This window comes from Salinibacterium hongtaonis (assembly GCF_003065485.1).
GTDB classification, from domain to species: domain Bacteria; phylum Actinomycetota; class Actinomycetes; order Actinomycetales; family Microbacteriaceae; genus Homoserinimonas; species Homoserinimonas hongtaonis.
Window position 1 is genome coordinate 1,200,217 of sequence record NZ_CP026951.1, and the last position, 19,855, is coordinate 1,220,071.

At 62.0% G+C, this 19,855-nt stretch carries 17 protein-coding genes and 1 pseudogene; 12 read left to right on the plus strand and 6 right to left on the minus strand.

What is annotated here, in order from left to right:
• Window positions 1–6 precede the first annotated feature (6 nt).
• The 5 genes from C2138_RS05855 (at window position 7) to C2138_RS05875 (ending at window position 7,467) form a co-directional block, all read left to right on the plus strand.
• Complete coding sequence (locus C2138_RS05855; RefSeq protein ID WP_108516252.1) at window positions 7–927, plus strand: RluA family pseudouridine synthase; 921 nt, start codon at window positions 7–9, stop codon at window positions 925–927.
• Between the two features lie 104 nt (window positions 928–1,031).
• A complete protein-coding gene (dnaE, locus tag C2138_RS05860) occupies window positions 1,032–4,493 on the plus strand; it encodes a DNA polymerase III subunit alpha (protein WP_108518869.1) in 3,462 nt (1,153 codons plus the stop codon).
• A 34-nt stretch (window positions 4,494–4,527) separates the two neighbouring features.
• Window positions 4,528–5,841: a histidinol dehydrogenase gene (gene hisD / locus C2138_RS05865; protein WP_108516253.1), complete on the plus strand. Its 1,314-nt coding sequence runs from the start codon at window positions 4,528–4,530 to the stop codon at window positions 5,839–5,841.
• Window positions 5,842–5,906: 65 nt separating this feature from the next.
• On the plus strand, window positions 5,907–6,389 hold the full coding sequence (gene nrdR / locus C2138_RS05870; protein ID WP_108516255.1) for a transcriptional regulator NrdR: 483 nt from the start codon (window positions 5,907–5,909) through the stop codon (window positions 6,387–6,389).
• A 43-nt stretch (window positions 6,390–6,432) separates the two neighbouring features.
• Entirely contained in the window at window positions 6,433–7,467 is a 1,035-nt protein-coding gene (locus tag C2138_RS05875; protein WP_108516256.1) for a quinone-dependent dihydroorotate dehydrogenase, read from the plus strand.
• Between the two features lie 106 nt (window positions 7,468–7,573).
• Here C2138_RS05875 and C2138_RS05880 read toward each other — a convergent pair whose 3' ends face one another.
• The gene (locus C2138_RS05880) at window positions 7,574–8,140 is read right to left on the minus strand and encodes a DUF3043 domain-containing protein (protein WP_108516257.1); all 567 of its coding nucleotides are present in this window, start codon (window positions 8,138–8,140) and stop codon (window positions 7,574–7,576) included.
• A 39-nt stretch (window positions 8,141–8,179) separates the two neighbouring features.
• Here C2138_RS05880 and C2138_RS05885 point away from each other — a divergent pair, with 39 nt between their 5' ends.
• The 6 genes from C2138_RS05885 (at window position 8,180) to C2138_RS05910 (ending at window position 13,783) form a co-directional block, all read left to right on the plus strand.
• Window positions 8,180–9,604, plus strand: coding sequence for a dipeptidase (locus tag C2138_RS05885; RefSeq protein WP_108516258.1), 1,425 nt, complete (start codon window positions 8,180–8,182; stop codon window positions 9,602–9,604).
• Window positions 9,605–9,692: 88 nt separating this feature from the next.
• Entirely contained in the window at window positions 9,693–10,076 is a 384-nt protein-coding gene (erpA, locus tag C2138_RS05890; protein WP_108516259.1) for an iron-sulfur cluster insertion protein ErpA, read from the plus strand.
• A 164-nt stretch (window positions 10,077–10,240) separates the two neighbouring features.
• Window positions 10,241–11,119 (plus strand): aa3-type cytochrome oxidase subunit II, encoded by an 879-nt coding sequence (gene ctaC, locus C2138_RS05895; RefSeq protein WP_199220393.1) that lies wholly within the window; start codon window positions 10,241–10,243, stop codon window positions 11,117–11,119.
• A gap of 9 nt (window positions 11,120–11,128) precedes the next feature.
• Window positions 11,129–12,877 carry an aa3-type cytochrome oxidase subunit I gene (gene ctaD / locus C2138_RS05900; protein WP_108516263.1) on the plus strand — a complete coding sequence of 583 codons (1,749 nt, stop codon included), beginning with the start codon at window positions 11,129–11,131 and terminating at the stop codon, window positions 12,875–12,877.
• Window positions 12,878–12,882: 5 nt separating this feature from the next.
• Entirely contained in the window at window positions 12,883–13,350 is a 468-nt protein-coding gene (locus C2138_RS05905; protein WP_108516265.1) for a cytochrome c oxidase subunit 4, read from the plus strand.
• Window positions 13,319–13,783 carry a GNAT family N-acetyltransferase gene (locus C2138_RS05910; protein ID WP_108516266.1) on the plus strand — a complete coding sequence of 155 codons (465 nt, stop codon included), beginning with the start codon at window positions 13,319–13,321 and terminating at the stop codon, window positions 13,781–13,783. Before C2138_RS05905 ends, C2138_RS05910 begins: the two co-directional genes overlap by 32 nt.
• A gap of 30 nt (window positions 13,784–13,813) precedes the next feature.
• On the opposite strand, the gene C2138_RS05915 is transcribed toward C2138_RS05910, so the two are convergent.
• From C2138_RS05915 to ctaE, 5 genes are all read right to left on the minus strand, one after another.
• Complete coding sequence (locus C2138_RS05915) at window positions 13,814–14,299, minus strand: GNAT family N-acetyltransferase (RefSeq protein WP_108516268.1); 486 nt, start codon at window positions 14,297–14,299, stop codon at window positions 13,814–13,816.
• 103 nt (window positions 14,300–14,402) lie between these two features.
• Window positions 14,403–16,037 (minus strand): cytochrome bc1 complex cytochrome b subunit, encoded by a 1,635-nt coding sequence (qcrB, locus tag C2138_RS05920; protein WP_108516270.1) that lies wholly within the window; start codon window positions 16,035–16,037, stop codon window positions 14,403–14,405.
• Window positions 16,034–17,107 carry a cytochrome bc1 complex Rieske iron-sulfur subunit gene (gene qcrA / locus C2138_RS05925; protein ID WP_108516272.1) on the minus strand — a complete coding sequence of 358 codons (1,074 nt, stop codon included), beginning with the start codon at window positions 17,105–17,107 and terminating at the stop codon, window positions 16,034–16,036. Before qcrA ends, qcrB begins: the two co-directional genes overlap by 4 nt.
• 70 nt (window positions 17,108–17,177) lie before the next feature.
• Entirely contained in the window at window positions 17,178–17,999 is an 822-nt protein-coding gene (gene qcrC / locus C2138_RS05930) for a cytochrome bc1 complex diheme cytochrome c subunit (RefSeq protein WP_108516274.1), read from the minus strand.
• A gap of 67 nt (window positions 18,000–18,066) precedes the next feature.
• Window positions 18,067–18,711 carry an aa3-type cytochrome oxidase subunit III gene (gene ctaE / locus C2138_RS05935; protein WP_108516276.1) on the minus strand — a complete coding sequence of 215 codons (645 nt, stop codon included), beginning with the start codon at window positions 18,709–18,711 and terminating at the stop codon, window positions 18,067–18,069.
• 69 nt (window positions 18,712–18,780) lie between these two features.
• Here ctaE and trpD point away from each other — a divergent pair.
• Window positions 18,781–19,832, plus strand: a pseudogene (trpD, locus tag C2138_RS05940) (anthranilate phosphoribosyltransferase).
• Window positions 19,833–19,855: the final 23 nt, after the last annotated feature.

A 19,855-nucleotide genomic window follows, 5' to 3' on the forward strand; every position in this document is an offset into this window, starting at 1 on the left:
TCCGCAATGCAGTCACGTTCAGTACCCGTTCCCGACGGACTCGTGGGCGAGCGCGTCGACGCTGCTCTCTCCAAGCTGATGGGGTTCTCCCGCAGCTTCGCGGTCGAGGTAATCGAGGCTGGCGGCGTGCGCGTAGACGGCGTCGCGGTTTCTAAGTCCGACCGCCTTCGAGCGGACGGCTGGCTCGACATCGAATGGGAAGACCGTCAGGCTCCCCGCATCGAGCCGATGCTCGTGCCTGATTTTGGCATCGTCTACGACGATGACGACATTGTGGTCATCGATAAGCCCGTCGGAGTCGCGGCCCACCCGTCCGTTGGCTGGACGGGACCAACGGTTCTCGGAGCGCTTGCTGCGTCCGGATACAGAATCTCCACGTCGGGTGCCTCTGAGCGCGCGGGGATCGTGCATCGTCTTGACGCAGGAACCAGCGGTCTCATGGTCGTGGCCAAGTCGGAGCATGCCTATTCAGCCCTCAAGCGTGCGTTCCACGATCGAGAGGTCGACAAGATCTATCACGCGGTCGTTCAGGGACACCCCGACCCTCTGCGTGGGACGATCGACGCTCCCATCGGCCGACACCCGTCGTCTGCATGGAAGTTCGCTGTCGTTGCCGGCGGCAAAGACTCAGTGACTCACTACGAGACACTTGAGGCGTTTCCCGCAGCATCGCTTCTCGAGATTCACCTCGAAACCGGGCGTACGCACCAGATTCGGGTTCATATGGCCGCCCAGCGGCATCCGTGCGTCGGTGACTCGATGTATGGCGCAGACCCCACCCTCTCGGCCCGGCTCGGCCTCGAACGTCAGTGGTTGCACGCCATGCGCCTGGGGTTCCGCCATCCCGCAACGGGCGAACCCGTTGAGTTTGAGTCGACATACCCGGCTGATCTTCAACACGCGCTCGACGTGCTGCACGCGAGCTAACCACCGCCGAACTAGACTGGATAACCACCCTCTAGCAAGACGGAGAAGTAGTGCCCGCGAGCAGCGATTCCTTCGTGCATCTTCATGTGCACAGCGAATACTCGATGCTGGATGGCGCTGCGCGCGTTAAGCCCCTCATCGATGCCGCGGTAGAGCAGCAGATGCCGGCAGTCGCGGTTACCGACCACGGCAACGTCTTCGGGGCATACGACTTTTGGAAGACCGCCAAGGCCGCGGGAATCAAGCCGATTATCGGCACCGAGGCGTACATCACCCCCGGAACCGCCCGCGGAGACAAGACCAGAATCAAGTGGGGCAACGGCGGAGAAGACGATGTCTCCGGGGCCGGTGCCTACACACACATGACCCTCCTGAGCGAGACGACGCAGGGGCTGCATAACCTTTTTCGGCTCTCGTCCAAGGCATCGCTTGAGGGGTACTACTTCAAGCCGCGCATGGATCGCGAGTTGCTTTCCCAGTATGGCAAGGGCCTCATCGCCACGACGGGCTGCCCGAGCGGCGAGGTTCAAACGCGCCTCCGCCTGGGCCAGTATGACGAAGCGATTAAGGCCGCCTCCGATTTTCGCGACATCTTCGGCAAAGAGAACTACTTCGCCGAAATCATGGATCACGGGCTGGGCATCGAGCGACGCATCATGGACGACCTGCTCAGGCTTGCCAAACAGCTCGACCTTCCGCTTGTCGCGACCAACGATCTGCACTACACCCACGCCCATGACGCGACGAGCCACGCGGCTCTGCTCTGCGTGCAGTCGGGAACGACGCTTGATGACCCCAAGCGGTTCAAGTTTGATGCCGATGAGTTCTATCTCAAGTCGGCCGCGCAGATGCGCCAGCTCTTTCGTGATCACCCTGAGGCCTGCGACAACACTCTTCTCATTGCCGAGCGCTGCGATGTGTCGTTCGACGAGGGCGCCAACTACATGCCCCGCTTCCCGGTTCCCGAAGGAGAGACCGAGGAGTCCTGGTTCATCAAAGAGGTCGATAAGGGCCTGCACTTTCGCTACCCCGACGGCATTCCTGAGGATGTGCGGCGTCAGGCCGACTACGAGGTAGGGGTCATCCTGCAGATGGGCTTCCCCGGGTACTTCCTCGTGGTCGCCGACTTCATTAACTGGTCAAAAGACAACGGGATTCGCGTCGGCCCCGGCCGAGGCTCCGGTGCGGGTTCGATGGCGGCCTACGCCATGCGGATCACCGACCTTGACCCGCTGCGCCACGGGCTCATCTTCGAGCGCTTCCTGAACCCCGACCGCGTCTCTATGCCCGACTTCGACGTCGACTTCGACGATCGTCGCCGCGGCGAGGTCATCAAGTACGTGACCGAAAAGTACGGTGACGAGCGTGTTGCCCAGATCGTCACCTACGGCACAATCAAGGCAAAGCAGGCGCTCAAGGACTCATCTCGAGTTCTCGGGTTTCCCTTTGGCATGGGGGAGAAGCTCACGAAGGCGATGCCGCCGCCCATCATGGGCAAGGACATCCCGCTGACGGGAATCTTCGATAAGAGCCACCCGCGCTACAAAGAGGCCGGCGACATCCGGGCCGTCGTTGAAACCGATCACGAAGCTAAGACAGTTTTCGAGACCGCGCTCGGCCTCGAAAACCTCAAGCGGCAGTGGGGCGTGCACGCTGCGGGTGTGATCATGTCGAGCGAACCGCTGCTCGACATCATCCCGATCATGAAGCGTGAGCAAGACGGCCAGATCGTCACGCAGTTCGACTACCCGGCGTGCGAGGCGCTCGGCCTCATCAAGATGGACTTCTTGGGGCTCCGCAACCTCACGATCATTTCGGATGCTCTTGACAACATCGAGTCGAACCGCGGGTTCGTTCTCGATCTCGAAGGCCTTGAGCTCGACGATCAGGCCTCCTACGACTTGCTAGCAAGGGGAGACACGCTCGGCGTCTTCCAGCTCGATGGCGGCCCCATGCGCGGCCTCCTTCGGTTGATGAAGCCCGACAACTTTGAAGACATTTCGGCTGTGCTGGCGCTTTACCGACCGGGGCCGATGGGTGCGGATTCGCACACTAACTACGCCCTGCGCAAGAACGGGCTTCAGGAGATCACGCCGATCCACCCGGAGCTGGAGGAGCCTCTCAAGGAGATCCTCGGTGGCACCTATGGCCTCATCATCTACCAAGAGCAGGTTATGTCCATTGCCCAGAAGGTCGCAGGGTTCAGCCTGGGTCAGGCCGATATTCTGCGGCGGGCCATGGGCAAGAAGAAGAAGTCCGAACTCGATAAGCAATACGAGGGCTTCCGCGGCGGAATGCACGAGCGCGGCTTCTCCGATGCTGCCGTCAAGTCGCTCTGGGACATCCTGCTTCCGTTCTCTGACTACGCCTTCAACAAGGCCCACTCGGCGGCATACGGTGTCGTGTCGTATTGGACTGCCTACCTCAAGGCCCATTACCCGGCCGAGTACATGGCGGCTCTTCTCACGAGCGTCGGCGATTCCAAGGACAAAGCTGCGGTCTACCTCAACGAGTGCCGCCGCATGGGAATCAAAGTTCTGCCCCCGGATGTCAATGAGTCGATCGGGTTCTTCGCCGCAGTCGGCGACGACATCCGGTTCGGTCTCGGTGCCGTGCGCAACGTTGGCTTCAACGTTGTTGAACTCATCAAGCAGGCCCGCGAGGAGAAGGGGCGATTCACCTCGTTCCACGACTTTCTCAAGAAGGTGCCGATTCCCGTTGCCAACAAACGAACGCTGGAATCCCTCATCAAGGCGGGCGCTTTTGACTCGCTCGGTCACACGCGCAGGGCGCTCTATGAGATTCACGAGGAGTCGGCTGAAGGTGCGGTGCGAGACAAACGCGCAGAGGCCCATGGGCAGGTCGGCTTCGACTTCGACAATTTGTGGGATGAACCTCAGCAGGCGCTGGCCGTTCCCGAGCGGCCAGAGTGGTCCAAGCGGGACAAGCTGGCGTTCGAGCGCGAGATGCTGGGTCTCTATGTTTCGGACCACCCGCTGGCCGGGCTCGAGCTGCAACTGGCCAAGCATGCGAGTATTTCCATTGCCGAACTACTGACGGGCGAGGCCGCCGCCGACGGCGAGACCGTCACAATCGCTGGCCTAGTCACATCCGTGCAGCACCGCACCGCTCGAAACTCCGGCAACCCGTACGGCCTCATCACTGTCGAGGATTTCGGCGGCGAAATCACGGTCATGTTCCTGGGCAAGACCTATCAGGAGTTCTCTCCCGCGCTGGTGAGCGACTCCATCGTCGTCATCCGTGCCCGCGTAGGGGTGCGAGACGACGGCGTCAATCTTCACGCGTCAAGCATGTTCCAGCCCGACCTGGGGCAGAGTCTCGGCTCCGGGCCGCTCATGATCTCGGTGCAGGAGTTCAGAGCGACGACGGATGTTGTCGCAGCGCTCGGCGATGTGCTTATCCGGCATGCAGGCGATACAGAGGTGCGCCTCAAGCTCATCAAGGGCAGCACCGCCCGCATGTTCGAGGTGCCGTATCCGGTGTCGGTGACGGCTGATCTCTATGGAGAACTCAAGTCGCTGCTCGGGCCGTCCTGCCTCGGCTAACCGACCGGGGCCAGAGGCTAGAATTATTCTCGCCATGATTCAGACAATCGACCTGCGCGGTCAGCGCCCCACCACATCCGAGTTCCTCGCCCTCATCCCGCGTTCCAAGACCGATGTGTCTGCGGCTACGGCAATCGCCGAGGATCTGATCACTGCGGTGCGAACCCAGGGGAGCGCTGCCCTTCTCGACCAGGCAGAGCGCCTCGATCGGGTGCGTCCGCCTCGCGTGAGGGTGTCAGCCGAGGAGATTGCCGCTGCTGTCGCAGGTCTTGACCCGCGTGTTCGTGAAGCGCTCGAAGAAGCGATCGATCGTGTCCGCCAGGCAAGTGCCGCGCAGGTGCCGTCGCCCACCATCACGACCTTGGGTCCAGGAGCCGAGGTCGTTCAACGATGGTCGCCCGTGCGTCGGGTCGGGTTCTATGTGCCCGGTGGCAAGGCGGTGTACCCCTCGAGCGTTGTCATGAGTGTTGTTCCTGCTCAGGTGGCCGGAGTGCAGGCGGTTGCGCTCGCCTCACCCCCGCAACACGATTTCGGCGGTTCAGTTCACCCCACGATTCTGGGCGCAGCAGGTCTTCTCGGCGTGGACGAGATCTATGCCATGGGAGGCGCGGGAGCTATCGGTGCTTTCGCCTATGGCGTTCCCGACATCGGCCTTGAGCCTGTGCAGCTGATTACGGGCCCTGGCAACGTTTTTGTTGCCGCGGCCAAGCGTCTCGTACGCGGCCAGGCGGGAATTGATGCTGAAGCTGGCCCCACCGAGATTCTGATCATCGCCGACTCCTCGGCAGACGCAAGACTCGTTGCAGCTGACCTCATCAGCCAGGCTGAGCACGATGAACTCGCCTCTTCCGTTCTTGTCACGGACTCCGTCGATCTCGCTAACCGGGTCGAGGAGCAACTGGAGCGCCTGGTTGCTCAGACCGCCCACCGCGAGCGCGTCACTGAGGCCCTTCGTGGCATCCAATCGGCCATCGTGCTGGTGGATGACCTCGAGGTCGCTGCCGACTTCAGCAACGCCTACGGGCCGGAGCACCTCGAGCTCCAGGTCGCCGATGTCGACGGTGCACTTGAGCTCATTGAGAGCGCGGGCGCGATCTTTGTCGGCCCCCACTCGCCCGTGAGCCTCGGTGACTATCTCGCCGGCTCCAACCACGTTCTGCCGACGGGCGGCCAAGCGCGTTTCGCTCCGGGCTTGGGTGCTTACACGTTCCTGCGGCCGCAGCAGGTCATCCGTTATTCGGAGGCTGCGCTGCGCGACGTTGAGCAGCGAATTGTCACGCTGGCAACCGCGGAGGATCTGCCGGCCCACGCTGCTGCCGTGACCGCCAGGTTCGAAACGGAGAAGTAATAGGGAGAGTGGTTCCGGGGAGCCTCCACGGTTTCTTCCCCTGCGCCCCCTATTCTTGGGTCACCATGTTCTGCCCATTCTGTCGCCACCCCGATTCCCGCGTCATCGATTCCCGCACCAGTGACGACGGCATGTCGATCCGTCGTCGCCGGCAGTGCCCAGAATGCGGGCGCCGCTTCAGCACGACCGAGACCGCGAGTCTCAGCGTCGTCAAGCGCAACGGTGTTCTCGAACCGTTCAGCCGCGAGAAGGTCGTGGCCGGGGTGCGCAAGGCGTGTCAGGGCAGGCCCGTCACCGACACCGATCTCGCGCTGCTCGCGCAGCGAGTAGAAGAGGCGATCCGAGCAACGGGGGCGTCACAGATCGATGCCAACGACATCGGTCTTGCCATCCTCGCACCGCTCAGGGAGCTCGACGAGGTCGCCTATCTTCGCTTCGCAAGCGTTTACCAGGCGTTTGAGTCTCTCGACGACTTCGAGTCGGCGATTACGCAGCTGCGCCATGAGCACGGCGACGATCGTCTGAGGGGCTCGTCGCCGACCTCATAGGCGGCCACCGTGGGGGAGTGCGCACGCTAGGGTTTCCCTTGGTATGTATCGCTTTATTTTCTCCACGTTCCTTACCCGTCTCGACCCTGAGGTCGCTCACGGGTTGGCTTTCGGCGTCATTCGCGCGCTTCCCTATATCGGCCTTGGCGCGCTCGCTCGAGCCTATGCGAAGCCGGATCCGAGCCTTCGGGTGCAGGCCCTCGGCCTCACATTCGAGTCGCCTTTCGGCATTGCCGCGGGGTTCGACAAGGAGGGTCTTGCCATTCGTGGGCTTGGGCAGTTGGGGTTCGGCCACGTTGAAGTAGGTACGCTCACCGCACAGGCGCAGCCGGGCAACCCCAAGCCGCGCATGTTCAGACTTGTGGCCGATCGCGCGTTGATCAACCGCATGGGGTTCAATAACCACGGCGCTGCCGAGGCGGCGCCTCGTCTGGCTCGCGAGCGCCGGCGCTCTGTTCGCCCGATTATCGGGGCGAATATCGGAAAGAGTCGAGTAGTGGATGTCGACGCTGCCATCGACGATTACCTCACCAGCACTCGTCTGCTCGCGCCCGTGAGCGACTACCTCGTGGTCAACGTGAGCTCCCCGAATACGCCGGGTCTGCGGGGACTCCAAGAGCTCGATCGTCTCGCGCCGCTACTGACCGCGGTGCGGGATGCTGCTGGCGGCAAGCCCGTGCTCGTCAAGATCGCACCCGACCTCTCTGATGACGAAGTGCGCCGCATCGCTGAGCTCACAACGAGCCTCGACCTTGGCGGCGTCATCGCGACCAACACGACTATTTCGCGCGAAGGTCTTGCAGCCGATGCCGGACTCATCGAGCGCATCGGCGCTGGCGGGCTCTCTGGCGCACCTCTCAAGGAGCGCTCGCTCGCGGTACTGCGTTTGCTGCGGGCCACCCTGCCTGCCGAGACCTGTGTGATTTCGGTCGGCGGGGTCGAGACCGCAGCTGAGGTCGCAGAGCGGCTGGCCGCTGGGGCAACGCTCGTGCAGGGTTATACGGGATTCATCTATGAGGGTCCTCTCTGGGCAGCCCGCATCAACCGCGGTCTCGCGCGCCTCGCTGGCGCAGCCTGACGTTTCGCGGGGTCGCCGACTCTCGACACCTCGCACGCTGGGCCGAGATCAAAAAAAGGATGCCGTGCGGTCGAAACCGCACGGCATCCGCTCGTTAACGTGTGACCTAAGCCGGGAACTCCCGGCGCTTCACCTGCGGCTTGGGCAGTCGCATGGGGCGCATCTGGAGGCAGCGCATCGCGCAGTACCAACGGGTGCCCTTCTGAACTGTGCCGAACTTGGCCGTGAGTCGACGAGTAACCAGCCAGCCCGCCACGATGCAATCGAGCACGGCGAGCAAGAAGAAGGCCCACAGCACGAACACACTCACGATGCCGATGAGCGGGTCCGCAACAAACGACATCACGATGATGAGGAGCATTACGGGAATCATGAGCTCGCCGATGCTGAAGCGTGCATCAACGTAGTCGCGCACGTATTTGCGCTGGGCACCCTTGTCTCGGGCCGGAAGATACTTCTCTTCGCCATTGGCCATGCCTACGCGGGCACGGTCGCGGGCCTCGTTGTACTTAGCTTTCGCCTCCCGGTTGGCCGTCTTGCGGTCGTTCGAGACGAGGGGGCGCTGATTAGCTGCCTCTCGCTCCTTGCGGGTGGGCGTCGGACGGCCCTTACCGGGCGCATTGTCCGTTGTGAGCTCGCTGTCGGGCTCGATATCGCGTGCAGGCTTGGCCATGGATGATCCTTGCGTAGTCGTCTGCTTAAGATTACCTGCATGACATCAATGGACATCACAGGTTCAGGGGCATCGGCAGACGACTTCGCGCGCGAGCTCCGCGGCATCGTTTCTGCCGGCCTGCCCGCCGCGATTGCCGACCTTACTGGACTGGTTCGAATCCCGTCAGTTTCATGGCCGGCGTTTGACCCAGCATTTGTCTCGCAGAGCGCGGATGCGGTCGCAGAACACCTGCGCGATCTAGGCGTATTCGACTCTGTTGTCGTTTCTAGCGCCCCGATTGGCGATGGCGAGGCCCACGGAAAGCCTGCGGTTCTCGCGACGCGTGCAGCCAAAGCTGGCGCGCCGACCGTTCTGCTCTATGCACACCACGATGTCCAGCCGCCCGGAGACGACACCGACTGGGATTCCCCGCCGTTTGAGCCGGCCCTGCGGGGGGAGCGTCTCTACGGACGGGGCACCGCCGACGACAAGGCCGGAGTCATCGCGCATGTCGCTGCCATTCGAGCCCTCTTCGAGGCGCTCGATAACGACGTCGACCTCGGCATTGCCGTCTTCATTGAGGGAGAAGAGGAGTCAGGTTCGCCGTCGTTCGCCAACTTCCTCACTCAGCACCGCGCTGAGCTTGCCGCCGATGTGATTGTTGTCGCCGATTCCGATAACTGGAATGTGACGACCCCCTCCCTGACGGTTTCGCTGCGGGGCAACGTCGCGGCGGTCCTCGAGGTGCGCACGCTCGAGCACGCATCCCACTCGGGAATGTTCGGGGGAGCCGTGCCTGACGCCATGATGGCGCTCACCCGTCTTCTTTCTTCGTTCCACACCGACGACGGCTCGGTCGCCGTCGATGGTCTGACCACCCACCCCATGGAGACTCCCGAATACTCGGAAGAGACACTCCGGCGTGATGCTGGCCTGCTCGACGGTGTGCGCCCCGTCGGCAGCGGAAGCATCCTTTCCCGGTTGTGGGCAGGCCCGGCAATTACGATCACCGGCATCGACGCGCCGACCGTAGCGAACGCATCCAACACTCTGACGCCTATGGCGCGCGCTCGAGTGAGCGTGCGCGTGGCCCCGGGGCAAGACGCGGGGGAGGCCTACGCGGCCATCGAGCGTCACATCCGCGACAACACTCCATTCGGTGCGCGGGTCACGCTGAGCGATGTCGAAGTTGGCAACCCGTTCCTCGTCGACACGCAGGGTTGGGCCGTGGCCGAGGCCACGCGGGCCATGGAGGATGCGTGGGGCACGCCAGCGGTTCTTGCCGGCATTGGTGGGTCCATCCCGTTCATCGCCGATCTCGTCGAGGTGTTTCCCCAAGCTCAGATCCTCGTTACCGGCGTCGAAGACCCCGACACCAGGGCCCACAGCCCCAACGAGTCACTGCATTTGGGTGTTTTTGAGCGAGCCATTCTCACGGAGGCCCTGCTGCTCGCTCGCCTCAACGCCAAAAACCGCGCCTGAGAGTGCGACGCGGGGGAATACATCCCGCGTGTCGCGTGCTTACACTAGAAGAAGTGGCCCGATAGGGCTGAGAAGAATGAGGAGCGGCATGACCGACACCACAGTGACCCAGACAGCATCCCCGGGCGTAGTGACCAGCGAGAGCGGCCACGGAGTGCTCCTGAGCGATGCAGCAGCAGCAAAGGTCAAGTCCCTGTACGAGCAGGAGGGCCGTGATGACCTTCGCCTGCGCGTTGCCGTCCAGCCGGGCGGATGCTCGGGGCTCATCTACCAGCTCTACTTTGACGAGCGCCTGCTCGAGGGTGACTCCACCGTCGATTTTGATGGTGTTGAGGTCGTCGTCGACAAGATGAGCGTGCCCTACCTCGAAGGGGCGAGCATCGATTTCGAAGACACAATCCAAAAGCAGGGATTCACTATCGACAACCCGAACGCTGGCGGTAGCTGCGCTTGTGGGGATTCCTTCCACTAAACGTTGATCACGCCCGTGATCATTGAGGGGAAGTCGCTTTGCGACTTCCCCTTTTTGCTGCCCGGATGGCGTTTCCCGGTTCAGATGGACCCCCAGAGAGCGGTAGGCTGATTCCTGTCAATAGACTGAGTTCATCCAGTCCCGTGTCATCCGAGAGGTCCCAGGTGCGTTCTAACCGCCGTCTTCGATGGGCTGCCATCCCCCTGGCAGCAACACTTGTTGCAGTCCTAGCAGGATGCACCCAGGCCCAGCTCCGTGGGTACCTTCCGGGGGAGCCCGGAATCACCAACCACACCGACCGCATCGCCGGTCTGTGGACAACGTCGTGGATCGTTCTCCTCGTCGTTGGTCTGATCACCTGGGGACTCGTCCTCTGGGTAGCAGCGGTGTACCGCCGTCGCAAGGGCCAGACGGGTCTTCCCGTCCAGCTTCGCTACAACATGCCGATTGAGATTCTCTACACGGTGATCCCCCTCATCCTCGTAGTCGGATTCTTTGCCTTCACGGCACGGGACCAGACGGCGATCGAGCAGCCAGAGGCTGATGCTGATGTCACGGTCGAGGTCTACGCCAAGCGCTGGGCCTGGGACTTCAACTACCTCAACGAGGGCCCTAACGGCGACGGCGTTTACTACCAGGGCATGCAGGCCCAGGAGACCGACGAGTCGCCTTACATCGACTACGACCAGCTCCCCGTTCTCTACCTTCCGGTGGGCGCCAACGTGGAGATTGTGCTGGAGAGCCGCGATGTCGTGCACTCCTTCTGGGTCGTCGACTTCCTTTACAAGAAGGACACGGTCCCCGGCAAGAGCAACCACATGTACTTCGTTCCTGAAAAAGAGGGCGAGTACATGGGCAAGTGCGCCGAGTTCTGCGGTGAGTACCACTCGCTCATGCTCTTCAAGGTGAAGGTCGTTTCGCAGGCTGAGTACGACGACTACATCCAGAGCCTCGTTGACGCCGGTCAGACTGGCACCCGCGGGGCCGAGTACAACACGAACAGCAACCTGCCCGGCACCAAGCCGCTGGACAGCGGAGAGTAAGGCACGGAGATGACTACCACTACCGAGACCAAGGAGGCCGCTCCCGAGGGAGCCGCCACCATCGGCCACACCGTCTCACCGAGCGCACGTCGCAAGGGCAACATCGTCGTCAGCTGGATCACCTCCACCGACCACAAGACGATCGGATACATGTATCTGATCAGCTCCTTCGTGTACTTCTGCATCGGTGGCGTTATGGCACTGATCATCCGCGCTCAGCTCTTCGCCCCCGGCGTCGACCTGCTCCAGACCAAGGAGCAGTACAACCAGCTGTTCACCATGCACGGCACGATCATGCTGCTCATGTTCGCAACGCCGCTTTTTGCTGGCTTCGCGAACGTGCTCATGCCGCTGCAGATCGGCGCGCCCGATGTCGCGTTCCCGCGACTCAATGCCTTCGCATACTGGCTCTACAGCTTCGGTAGCCTCATGGCCGTCGCCGGATTCCTCACCCCTCAGGGCGCGGCGTCATTCGGTTGGTTCGCCTATACGCCGCTTTCGAGTACGACCTTTACACCGGGTGCGGGAGGCAACCTCTGGGTTGTCGGCCTCGCAATCTCCGGCTTCGGAACCATTCTCGGTGCCGTCAACTTCATCACCACGATCATCACGATGCGAGCACCCGGAATGACGATGTGGCGCCTGCCCATCTTCACCTGGAACACGCTCGTCACGTCCCTGCTGGTTCTGATGGCGTTCCCTGTTCTTGCTGCTGCGCTCTTCGGTCTCGCGGCGGACAGAATCTTCGGCGCCCACATCTACAACGTCGAAGCAGGCGGTGCCATCTTGTGGCAGCACCTGTTCTGGTTCTTCGGCCACCCAGAGGTCTACATCATCGCGCTGCCGTTCTTCGGCATCGTCTCCGAGGTCTTCCCGGTCTTCAGTCGCAAGCCGATCTTCGGATACAAGACCCTCGTCTACGCGACGATCGCCATTGCTGCCCTTTCCGTGACCGTGTGGGCCCACCACATGTACGTGACGGGGTCGGTGCTCCTGCCCTTCTTCGCGCTCATGACAATGCTCATTGCGGTGCCAACGGGTGTGAAGATCTTCAACTGGGTCGGAACCATGTGGCGAGGGTCGGTAACGTTCGAGACCCCCATGCTGTGGGCAATCGGATTCCTCGTTACCTTCACCTTCGGTGGTCTCACCGGTGTCATCCTCGCGTCGCCGCCGCTGGACTTCCACGTCTCCGACACCTACTTCGTTGTCGCCCACTTCCACTACGTAGTCTTCGGAACCGTCGTCTTTGCGATGTTCTCCGGGTTCTACTTCTGGTGGCCAAAGTGGACCGGCAAGATGCTCAACGAGAAGCTCGGCAAGATCCACTTCTGGGTGTTGTTCATCGGGTTCCACATGACCTTCCTCATCCAGCACTGGCTGGGCGTAGTTGGTATGCCCCGTCGTTACGCGGTCTACCAGCCTGAAGATGGCTACACGTGGATGAACCAGTTGTCGACCGTCGGTGCAATGGTCCTCGGCGCCTCGATGATCCCGTTCTTGCTCAACGTTTACCTCACGGCGCGTAACGCGCCCAAGGTCACCGTGAACGACCCGTGGGGCTACGGCCGCTCGCTCGAGTGGGCCACCTCGTGCCCGCCGCCGCGCCACAACTTCACCTCGATTCCCCGCATCCGCTCCGAGTCTCCCGCGTTCGACCTCAACCACCCTGAGGCCGGAATCCCCGTAGGAGTCGGCCCGGGCAAGGATGCTCCGCAAGCCCCTGTCTTTGACGCCTCTGATGAGAAGGTGAAGTAAGTAGCGTGAAAACCAACGCACGGATTTTCTGGGTCCTCGCCGTATTCTTCTTGATCGTCGGCGTGGTCTACCTCGGCTGGACCTGGGCAGAGTCTGCCCGTCTCCTTGAGACGACCGGCACCTTCGCTGGCGGCCCGGGAGCCCCTCCTCATCCTGAATGGGTCGGCACGCTTGCGATCCTTCTGTGTGCAGTTCTCGCCGCCTTCCTCGCCTTCTACGTGTCCAAGTCGGAGAAGTCGCAGGGCGGAGAGCTGCCCGAGGATCGCCTTGACGCCAACATCGACGACGGAGACCCCGAGCTTGGACACTTCAGCCCCTGGAGCTGGTGGCCCATCACTCTCGCGGGCAGCGCATCAATCCTGATGTTGGGATTCGCGATCGGAATCTGGCTCAGCTACATTGGCGCGGCGATCACAATCATCGCGCTCGTCGGATGGGTCTATGAGTACTACCGCGGCAATTTCGCCCGCTAACGCAAACATCCGCGCGGCATCCCATGGGGATGCCGCTGCGGTGTTTGCGCTCGTGAACCAGCTCTCTGATCGCTACGATGTCGACCGCCCGGCGTTCGACATCGCCTTCGCTGAGGCGGTCGATGGTGGGGACCGTAGCGTTCTTCTCATCGCCGATGTCGACGGCCATGTCGCCGGCTACGCTCTCATGACGGTGGCACGCCTCATCTATACCCGGCAGGACGCTGCTCAGATCCAGGAGCTCATCGTCGACGCCGCGTGGGGTCGACGGGGGATCGGCAGCAGCCTCGTGGCCGCTGTTGAAGACATCTGCCGCGGTCGCGGCATCAGCGAGCTCATCGTAGCCAGCCGCAGAGCACCGGCCTTCTATGACCGTCTTGACTACCGCTCGACAGCGGATTACCTCAAGAAGGTCTTCAACACCGAGCATTGATACGTGACTTCGCCTGCAACAGGCGTTTAGTCATAACAGGCGTTTAGTCATGCGGTAGTTGGTGAGCCGTGTCCCGGCAATCTCTGGATGCTGCTCCGCAACCACGGTGAAGCCGTGGTGCTCGAAGAACGGCACAGCCGTGATGCTCGCATTGGTGCTGAGCTCGTGTGCTCCGGCTAGTACAGCCCTTTCGGATAGTTCCACCATCAGCCTGGAGCCGACGCCCTGGCGCACAGAATCAGGGCTTACGAACATCATGTCCACGTAGCCCCTGGGTGAGACGTCTGCAAACCCTGCGATCTGCCCGTCGGCCACCGCAACGAGGGTTGCTGCTGCCGCCCGTGCGTCGTGCCACGACGCCAAAGACCGCCGCGTTGGTCCGGCCCACGCGCGGATCTGCAGGGCTGTGTAGTCGGCGCTAGCTATCTCTGTGATCGCTCGTAGAAAGATCCCCAGCGTCGCTGCGGCGTCATCCGGGGTGTAGGCCCGAGTCGTGATGGTGTGAGCTTCATGCACGGATCAACGCTACTCTGTGCCACAGCCACAGCCACAGCCACAGCCACAAACGAAGAATGCCCCCGCACGATGTGCGGGGGCATTCTCTGGATGAGGCAACGACCTAGTGGTGTTCGCCCTGCTCGAGTTCCGTACGAGTCGGGGGCGAAACCCTGTCCTCGAAGAACCAGCGGGAGAACGCCGCACGCAGGCGCATTCCGGTTGTGATCTTGCCCTGGTCGTTCGGGCGAAGCATCAGCGGCTTGTAGTCGTCGTAGCTGACCAGACGCCAGCGCTCGTACTCCGACAGCGGCTGGTGGACCTCGACGTACTCGCCACCGGGCAAGCGCACGATGCGACCAGACTCGAAGCCGTGAAGGGCGATCTCGCGGTCCTTCTTCTGCAGAGCCAGGCAGACACGCTTCGCCACGAAGTAGGCAACCACCGGACCCACAAAGAGCAGAGCCTGCAGCGCGTGGGTGATGCCCTCGATCGTGAGATGGAAGTGCGTCGCCATGATGTCGGACGATGCTGCCGCCCACATGACCGCGTAGAACGTGACACCCGCGGCACCGATGGCCGTGCGAGTGGGCGCGTTGCGGGGACGCTGAGCGATGTGGTGCTCGCGCTGGTCGCCCGTGACCCATGCCTCGATGAAGGGGTAGATCGCAACAATCACGATAAACAGACCCAGGACAACGAGGGGGACGAGGATGTTCATCGACACGGTGTAGCCGAAGAGCAGGAACTCCCATCCCGGGGGAACGAGTCGAAGCGCTCCATCGGCGAATCCGATGTACCAGTCGGGCTGGGTACCGGCCGAAACAGGGGAGGGGTCGTAAGGGCCATAGACCCAGACCGCGTTGATGGAGAAGAACGACGCGATGAGCACCAGCACACCGAAGACGACGAAGAAGAATCCGCCGGCCTTGGCTGCGAACACGGGCATCACGGGCACGCCAACAACGTTGTCGTTGGTGCGACCGGGGCCAGCGAACTGCGTGTGCTTGTTGATAATCATCAGCAGCAGGTGAACGCCGAGGGTCGCGATGAGGATCGCGGGAAGCAGCATGATGTGCAGCACGAAGAGGCGAGGCACGATCTCGGTTCCCGGGAACTCGCCACCGAACAGCAGGTAGGAGATCCAGGTGCCCACGATCGGGATGCCCTTGAGCATTCCGTCGATGATGCGAAGACCGTTGCCCGAGAGCAGGTCGTCGGGAAGCGAGTATCCGGTGAAGCCCTCGGCCATCGCAAGGATGAAGAGAACGAAGCCGATGACCCAGTTGATTTCGCGCGGCTTGCGGAATGCGCCCGTGAAGAAGACGCGGAGCATGTGTAGGCCGATGGACGCTACGAAGAGCAGAGCGGCCCAGTGGTGCAGCTGGCGCATAAGCAGGCCACCACGGATATCGAATGAGATATCGAGTGTCGAGGCCATAGCCGCAGACATCTCGACGCCCTTGAGGGGAACATACGAACCCTCGTAGTGGATCTCGGTCATCGACGGGTCGAAGAAGAACGTTAGGAAGGTGCCCGAGAGCAGGATCACAACGAAGCTATAGAGGGCGACCTCGCCGAGCATGAAAGACCAGTGGTCAGGAAAGATCTTGCGACCGAGTTCCTTGACCAGGCCCGAGATGCTCGTGCGGTCGTCGATGTAGCTGGCGGCAGCGCTAGTGAAACGCATTCCGCGGCCAACGGGGGCCTTCTCAGTCACGGACGCCTCTGCGGCCGCGGATGTTGCTGTGGTTGTCATACGGAACGCTCCCAGAAGCTAGGACCAACGGGCTCGAGGAAGTCGCTTTGGGCAATGAGGTAGCCCTCGGAGTCCACGGCGATAGGAAGCTGGGGGAGCGGCCGCTTTGCCGGTCCGAAAATGACCTCACAGTGGTTGGTCACGTCGAACGTCGACTGGTGGCAGGGGCACAGCAGGTGGTGCGTGTGCTGCTCGTAAAGGGCAACGGGGCAACCGACATGGGTGCAGATCTTGGAGTACGCGACGATGCCGTCGTACGACCATTCCTTGCGCTCTTCGAGCTCGTTGAGTTCGGACGGGTCAAGGCGCATGAGAAGCACGGCGGCCTTGGCCTTCTCGTCGAGAACGTGCTCGGCGTCGTACAGATCTGCGGGGATGACATGGAAGACAGAACCGCGGGTAACATCCGCAGCCTTGATCGGAGCGCCCGAGGGGTCAATTGCCAGACGGGTGCCCTTCTTCCACATCGTGTGCTTGAAGAGAGCTACGGGGTCCTCTGCAGGCGCCAGGTCGCGGAACATCACGATAGCCGGCAGCGGGAACACGGCAAGTGCTCCGATGAGGCTGTTGCGGATGAGCTTGCGACGGGTGAAGCCCGACTCCTGGTTGCCCAGGGTGAAGATGTTTGCTGCAGCAGCGCGGGTCTCGTCGGTGCCGCGCGTGGGGTGGCGCATCTCGACAAGCTCATGACTACTCATGAGGTTCTTGGCCCAGTAAATCGCGCCGATTCCGAGAGGAATCAGTGCGAGCGTGATGCCGAGCCCGAGGAAGAGCGTGTTCAGTCGAACCGACAACATGTCGCCCGGGGTGATCGGGAAGATGATGTACGCGACGATCGCGAAGATGCTTCCCACGATCGACAGGAGGAAGAGTCCACCGACCAGTCGCGAAGCGTGCCGCTCCTTGGCTGGGTCGGTGTCTGTTACCCGAGGATTGTGTGGGGGGAGCCCCGGGTTGGTGAGCGCGTCTGAGGCGACGACGGCCGTGCCTGGCGAAACCGCTGGGGCTCCGCTTTTCTCGACAGCCGAGCCGGCAGCGGCGAGAGACTCGCCGTTGTCCTGCTTTGCCATTCTCTTCCCTTCGATTGGCACGTTGTGTGGTGCAGTGGTGATGATGTGAGAACTTGTGGGAGTTGTGTGCCTAGTTGGCGCGTGCGGCGATCCACACCGTTACGCCGACGACAGCGCCGAGACCGAAGATCCAGATGAAGAGACCTTCGGAGACAGGTCCGAGGCTCCCGAGGGTGAAACCGCCAACTGACGGGGTCTCCTCGAGGAACTTGAGGTAAGCGATGACATCTGCCTTGTCCTCAGGAGTGAGGTTCAGGTCGTTGAACACCGGCATGTTCTGGGGCCCGGTCACCATGGCCTCATAGATGTGCTTCGACGAAACACCCTGGAGCGAAGGAGCGAACTTGCCCTCGGTCAGTGCGCCGCCAGCGCCGGCAACGTTGTGGCACATTGCGCAGTTAATGCGGAAGAGAACTCCACCGTTGGCGAGGTCGGCGTCTGAACCGTCGAGGAGCTCCTCGTTGGGGATCTCGGGGCCGGGAGCGAAATCTGCAACATACGTAGCGAGTGCCAGAATCTGCTCGTCAGAGAACTGCACGGGCTTCTTTTCTGCCTGCGGTCCCTGGGCAGCCATCGGCATGCGGCCGGTTCCGACCTGGAAGTCGACAGCGGCAGCGCCGACACCGAACAGGCTTACGCCTTCTTCGGTGCCCTCACCGTTCATACCGTGGCAGCTGGAGCAGTTAGCGGCGAAGAGTGCTTCACCCTCGTCGACCAGCTGCTGATGCACGACCTCGGAGCTGGCGGTCTCCGCCGTGGCTGTCGATGTGAAGAGTGCATACGCGCCGCCGGTGGCCACAAGGCCGGCGAGGATGAGCGCGACGCTCGCCAGGGGGTGACGACGTCCCACTTGCGTGCGACGACCGTTCGGCTTAGTCGAGTCAATTCCCATGGTGCTGTGGACTTCCCGTTCTGCGTTTATCTGCGAGATTCAGTGTGAGGAGGGGGGCGAGCTACGTCTATTTGAGAACGTAGATCACCAGGAACAGGCCGATCCAGACCACGTCAACGAAGTGCCAGTAGTACGAAACGACGATTGCGCTAGTCGCTTCTTTGTGCCCGAAGTGCTTGACCGCGTAGGCGCGGCCGATGATGAAGAGGAACGCGATGAGGCCACCGATCACGTGCAGGCCGTGGAAGCCGGTGGTGATGTAGAACGCGGAACCATACGAGTTCGACTGGAGCCCGATGTGCTCGCTCACGAGGGTCGCATACTCGAACACCTGGCCGGTCACGAACAGCGCGCCCATGATGTAGGTGAGGAAGAACCACTCGACCATTCCCCATTTGCCGATCTGCAGCAGCGTGCCTGTGCGGCGCGGCTGCATGCGCTCAGCGGCGAAGACGCCGAACTGAGCAGTCACGGAGGAAAGCACGAGGATGATCGTGATGGTGAGCGCGAAGGGCACGTTGAGAACGGCGGTCTCTGCAGCCCACAGCTCCGGGGACGTGCCGCGAAGAGTGAAGTAAATGGCAAAGAGGCCGGCGAAGAACATGACCTCGCTGCCCAGCCAGACGATCGTGCCGATCGCGACGACGTTAGGCCTGTTCACGACAGGGGCCCCTGGGGCATGGGTTATTGAGGTGCTGGTCACGAGTCCCATTATGGCCGAAAAATGGGGCGAGGTCGTCATCCCGCAGGGTGTGCCTAGCCAGTCGGTAGGATTTTGGCCATGTCCTCAAACGTTTCTTGGCCTCACCTGCTCACTACGTTGCTCGATGGAGAAGACCTCAGCATTAGCGAGGCATCCTGGGCAATGGCGCAGATCATGGCCGGAGAGGCGTCGCCTGCCCAGCTCGCGGGATTCCTTATTGCCCTGCGACGCAAGGGCGAGACGGTCAACGAGATCGTAGGTTTCCGCGACGCGATTCTCGAGAATGCCGTGCCTCTAGACGTGGATCCGATGGTTCTCGACATCGTCGGAACCGGGGGAGACCGCTATGGAACCGTGAATATCTCAACGATGGCGAGCATTGTCTGCGCTGCAGCAGGCGCCAAAGTTCTGAAGCATGGAAACCGTGCGGTGAGCTCACAGTCGGGCGCGTCTGACGTTCTCACCGAGCTCGGCATCGATCTTCAGCAGTCGCCAGAAAAAGTTCTTGCGGTTCTTGAGAAAACGGGCATCGGCTTCGCCTTCGCATCTCTTTTTCACCCGGGATTTCGCCACGCGGCGGCCGTGCGCAAGGAACTCGGCGTGCCCACAGTCTTCAACTTTCTTGGGCCGCTCTGTAACCCTGCGCGGCCAGAGGCATCCGCGGTCGGGGTGGCAAACCTTGAGACGGTGCCGCTTTTCGTGGGCGTTTTTCGCACCAGGGGAGCGACGGCACTCGTGTTTCGTGGGGATGACGGACTCGATGAGCTCACGACGACGGGCCACAGCCACATTTGGGAGGTCTCCCGCGGCGATGTTCACGAACACGACCTCGACCCCCGAGACCTCGGCATCGCCACGGCGAAGATCGACGATCTCATCGGAGGCGATGGCGTGCGCAACGCTGCAATCGCCCGCAACACGCTGGGGGAGAGGCCGGTCCGGTGCGGGATATCGTGCTCCTGAACGCCGCAGCAGGGCTGATTGCGTGGGACTTGGCACAGGATGCGTCGCAGACACAGGTGCCGATCCTCGAGCGGTTCCGATCCAAGATCGATGTTGCTGCTGCAGCGATCGATTCTGGCGCGGCATCCGCCAAACTTGCTGCCTGGGCGGCGGCCTCCGCTCTCTAAGTAGAGAAGGGCTCGCCGATCGC

Coding starts and splice junctions, on each gene's coding strand:
- C2138_RS05855 (WP_108516252.1), top strand. CDS start 7: ATGCAGTCACGTTCAGTACCCGTTCCCGACGGACTCGTGGGCGAGCGC.
- dnaE (WP_108518869.1), top strand. CDS start 1,032: ATGCTGGATGGCGCTGCGCGCGTTAAGCCCCTCATCGATGCCGCGGTA.
- hisD (WP_108516253.1), top strand. CDS start 4,528: ATGATTCAGACAATCGACCTGCGCGGTCAGCGCCCCACCACATCCGAG.
- nrdR (WP_108516255.1), top strand. CDS start 5,907: ATGTTCTGCCCATTCTGTCGCCACCCCGATTCCCGCGTCATCGATTCC.
- C2138_RS05875 (WP_108516256.1), top strand. CDS start 6,433: ATGTATCGCTTTATTTTCTCCACGTTCCTTACCCGTCTCGACCCTGAG.
- C2138_RS05880 (WP_108516257.1), bottom strand. CDS start 8,140: ATGGCCAAGCCTGCACGCGATATCGAGCCCGACAGCGAGCTCACAACG.
- C2138_RS05885 (WP_108516258.1), top strand. CDS start 8,180: ATGACATCAATGGACATCACAGGTTCAGGGGCATCGGCAGACGACTTC.
- erpA (WP_108516259.1), top strand. CDS start 9,693: ATGACCGACACCACAGTGACCCAGACAGCATCCCCGGGCGTAGTGACC.
- ctaD (WP_108516263.1), top strand. CDS start 11,129: ATGACTACCACTACCGAGACCAAGGAGGCCGCTCCCGAGGGAGCCGCC.
- C2138_RS05910 (WP_108516266.1), top strand. CDS start 13,319: ATGAGTACTACCGCGGCAATTTCGCCCGCTAACGCAAACATCCGCGCG.
- qcrB (WP_108516270.1), bottom strand. CDS start 16,037: ATGACAACCACAGCAACATCCGCGGCCGCAGAGGCGTCCGTGACTGAG.
- qcrA (WP_108516272.1), bottom strand. CDS start 17,107: ATGGCAAAGCAGGACAACGGCGAGTCTCTCGCCGCTGCCGGCTCGGCT.
- qcrC (WP_108516274.1), bottom strand. CDS start 17,999: ATGGGAATTGACTCGACTAAGCCGAACGGTCGTCGCACGCAAGTGGGA.
- ctaE (WP_108516276.1), bottom strand. CDS start 18,711: ATGGGACTCGTGACCAGCACCTCAATAACCCATGCCCCAGGGGCCCCT.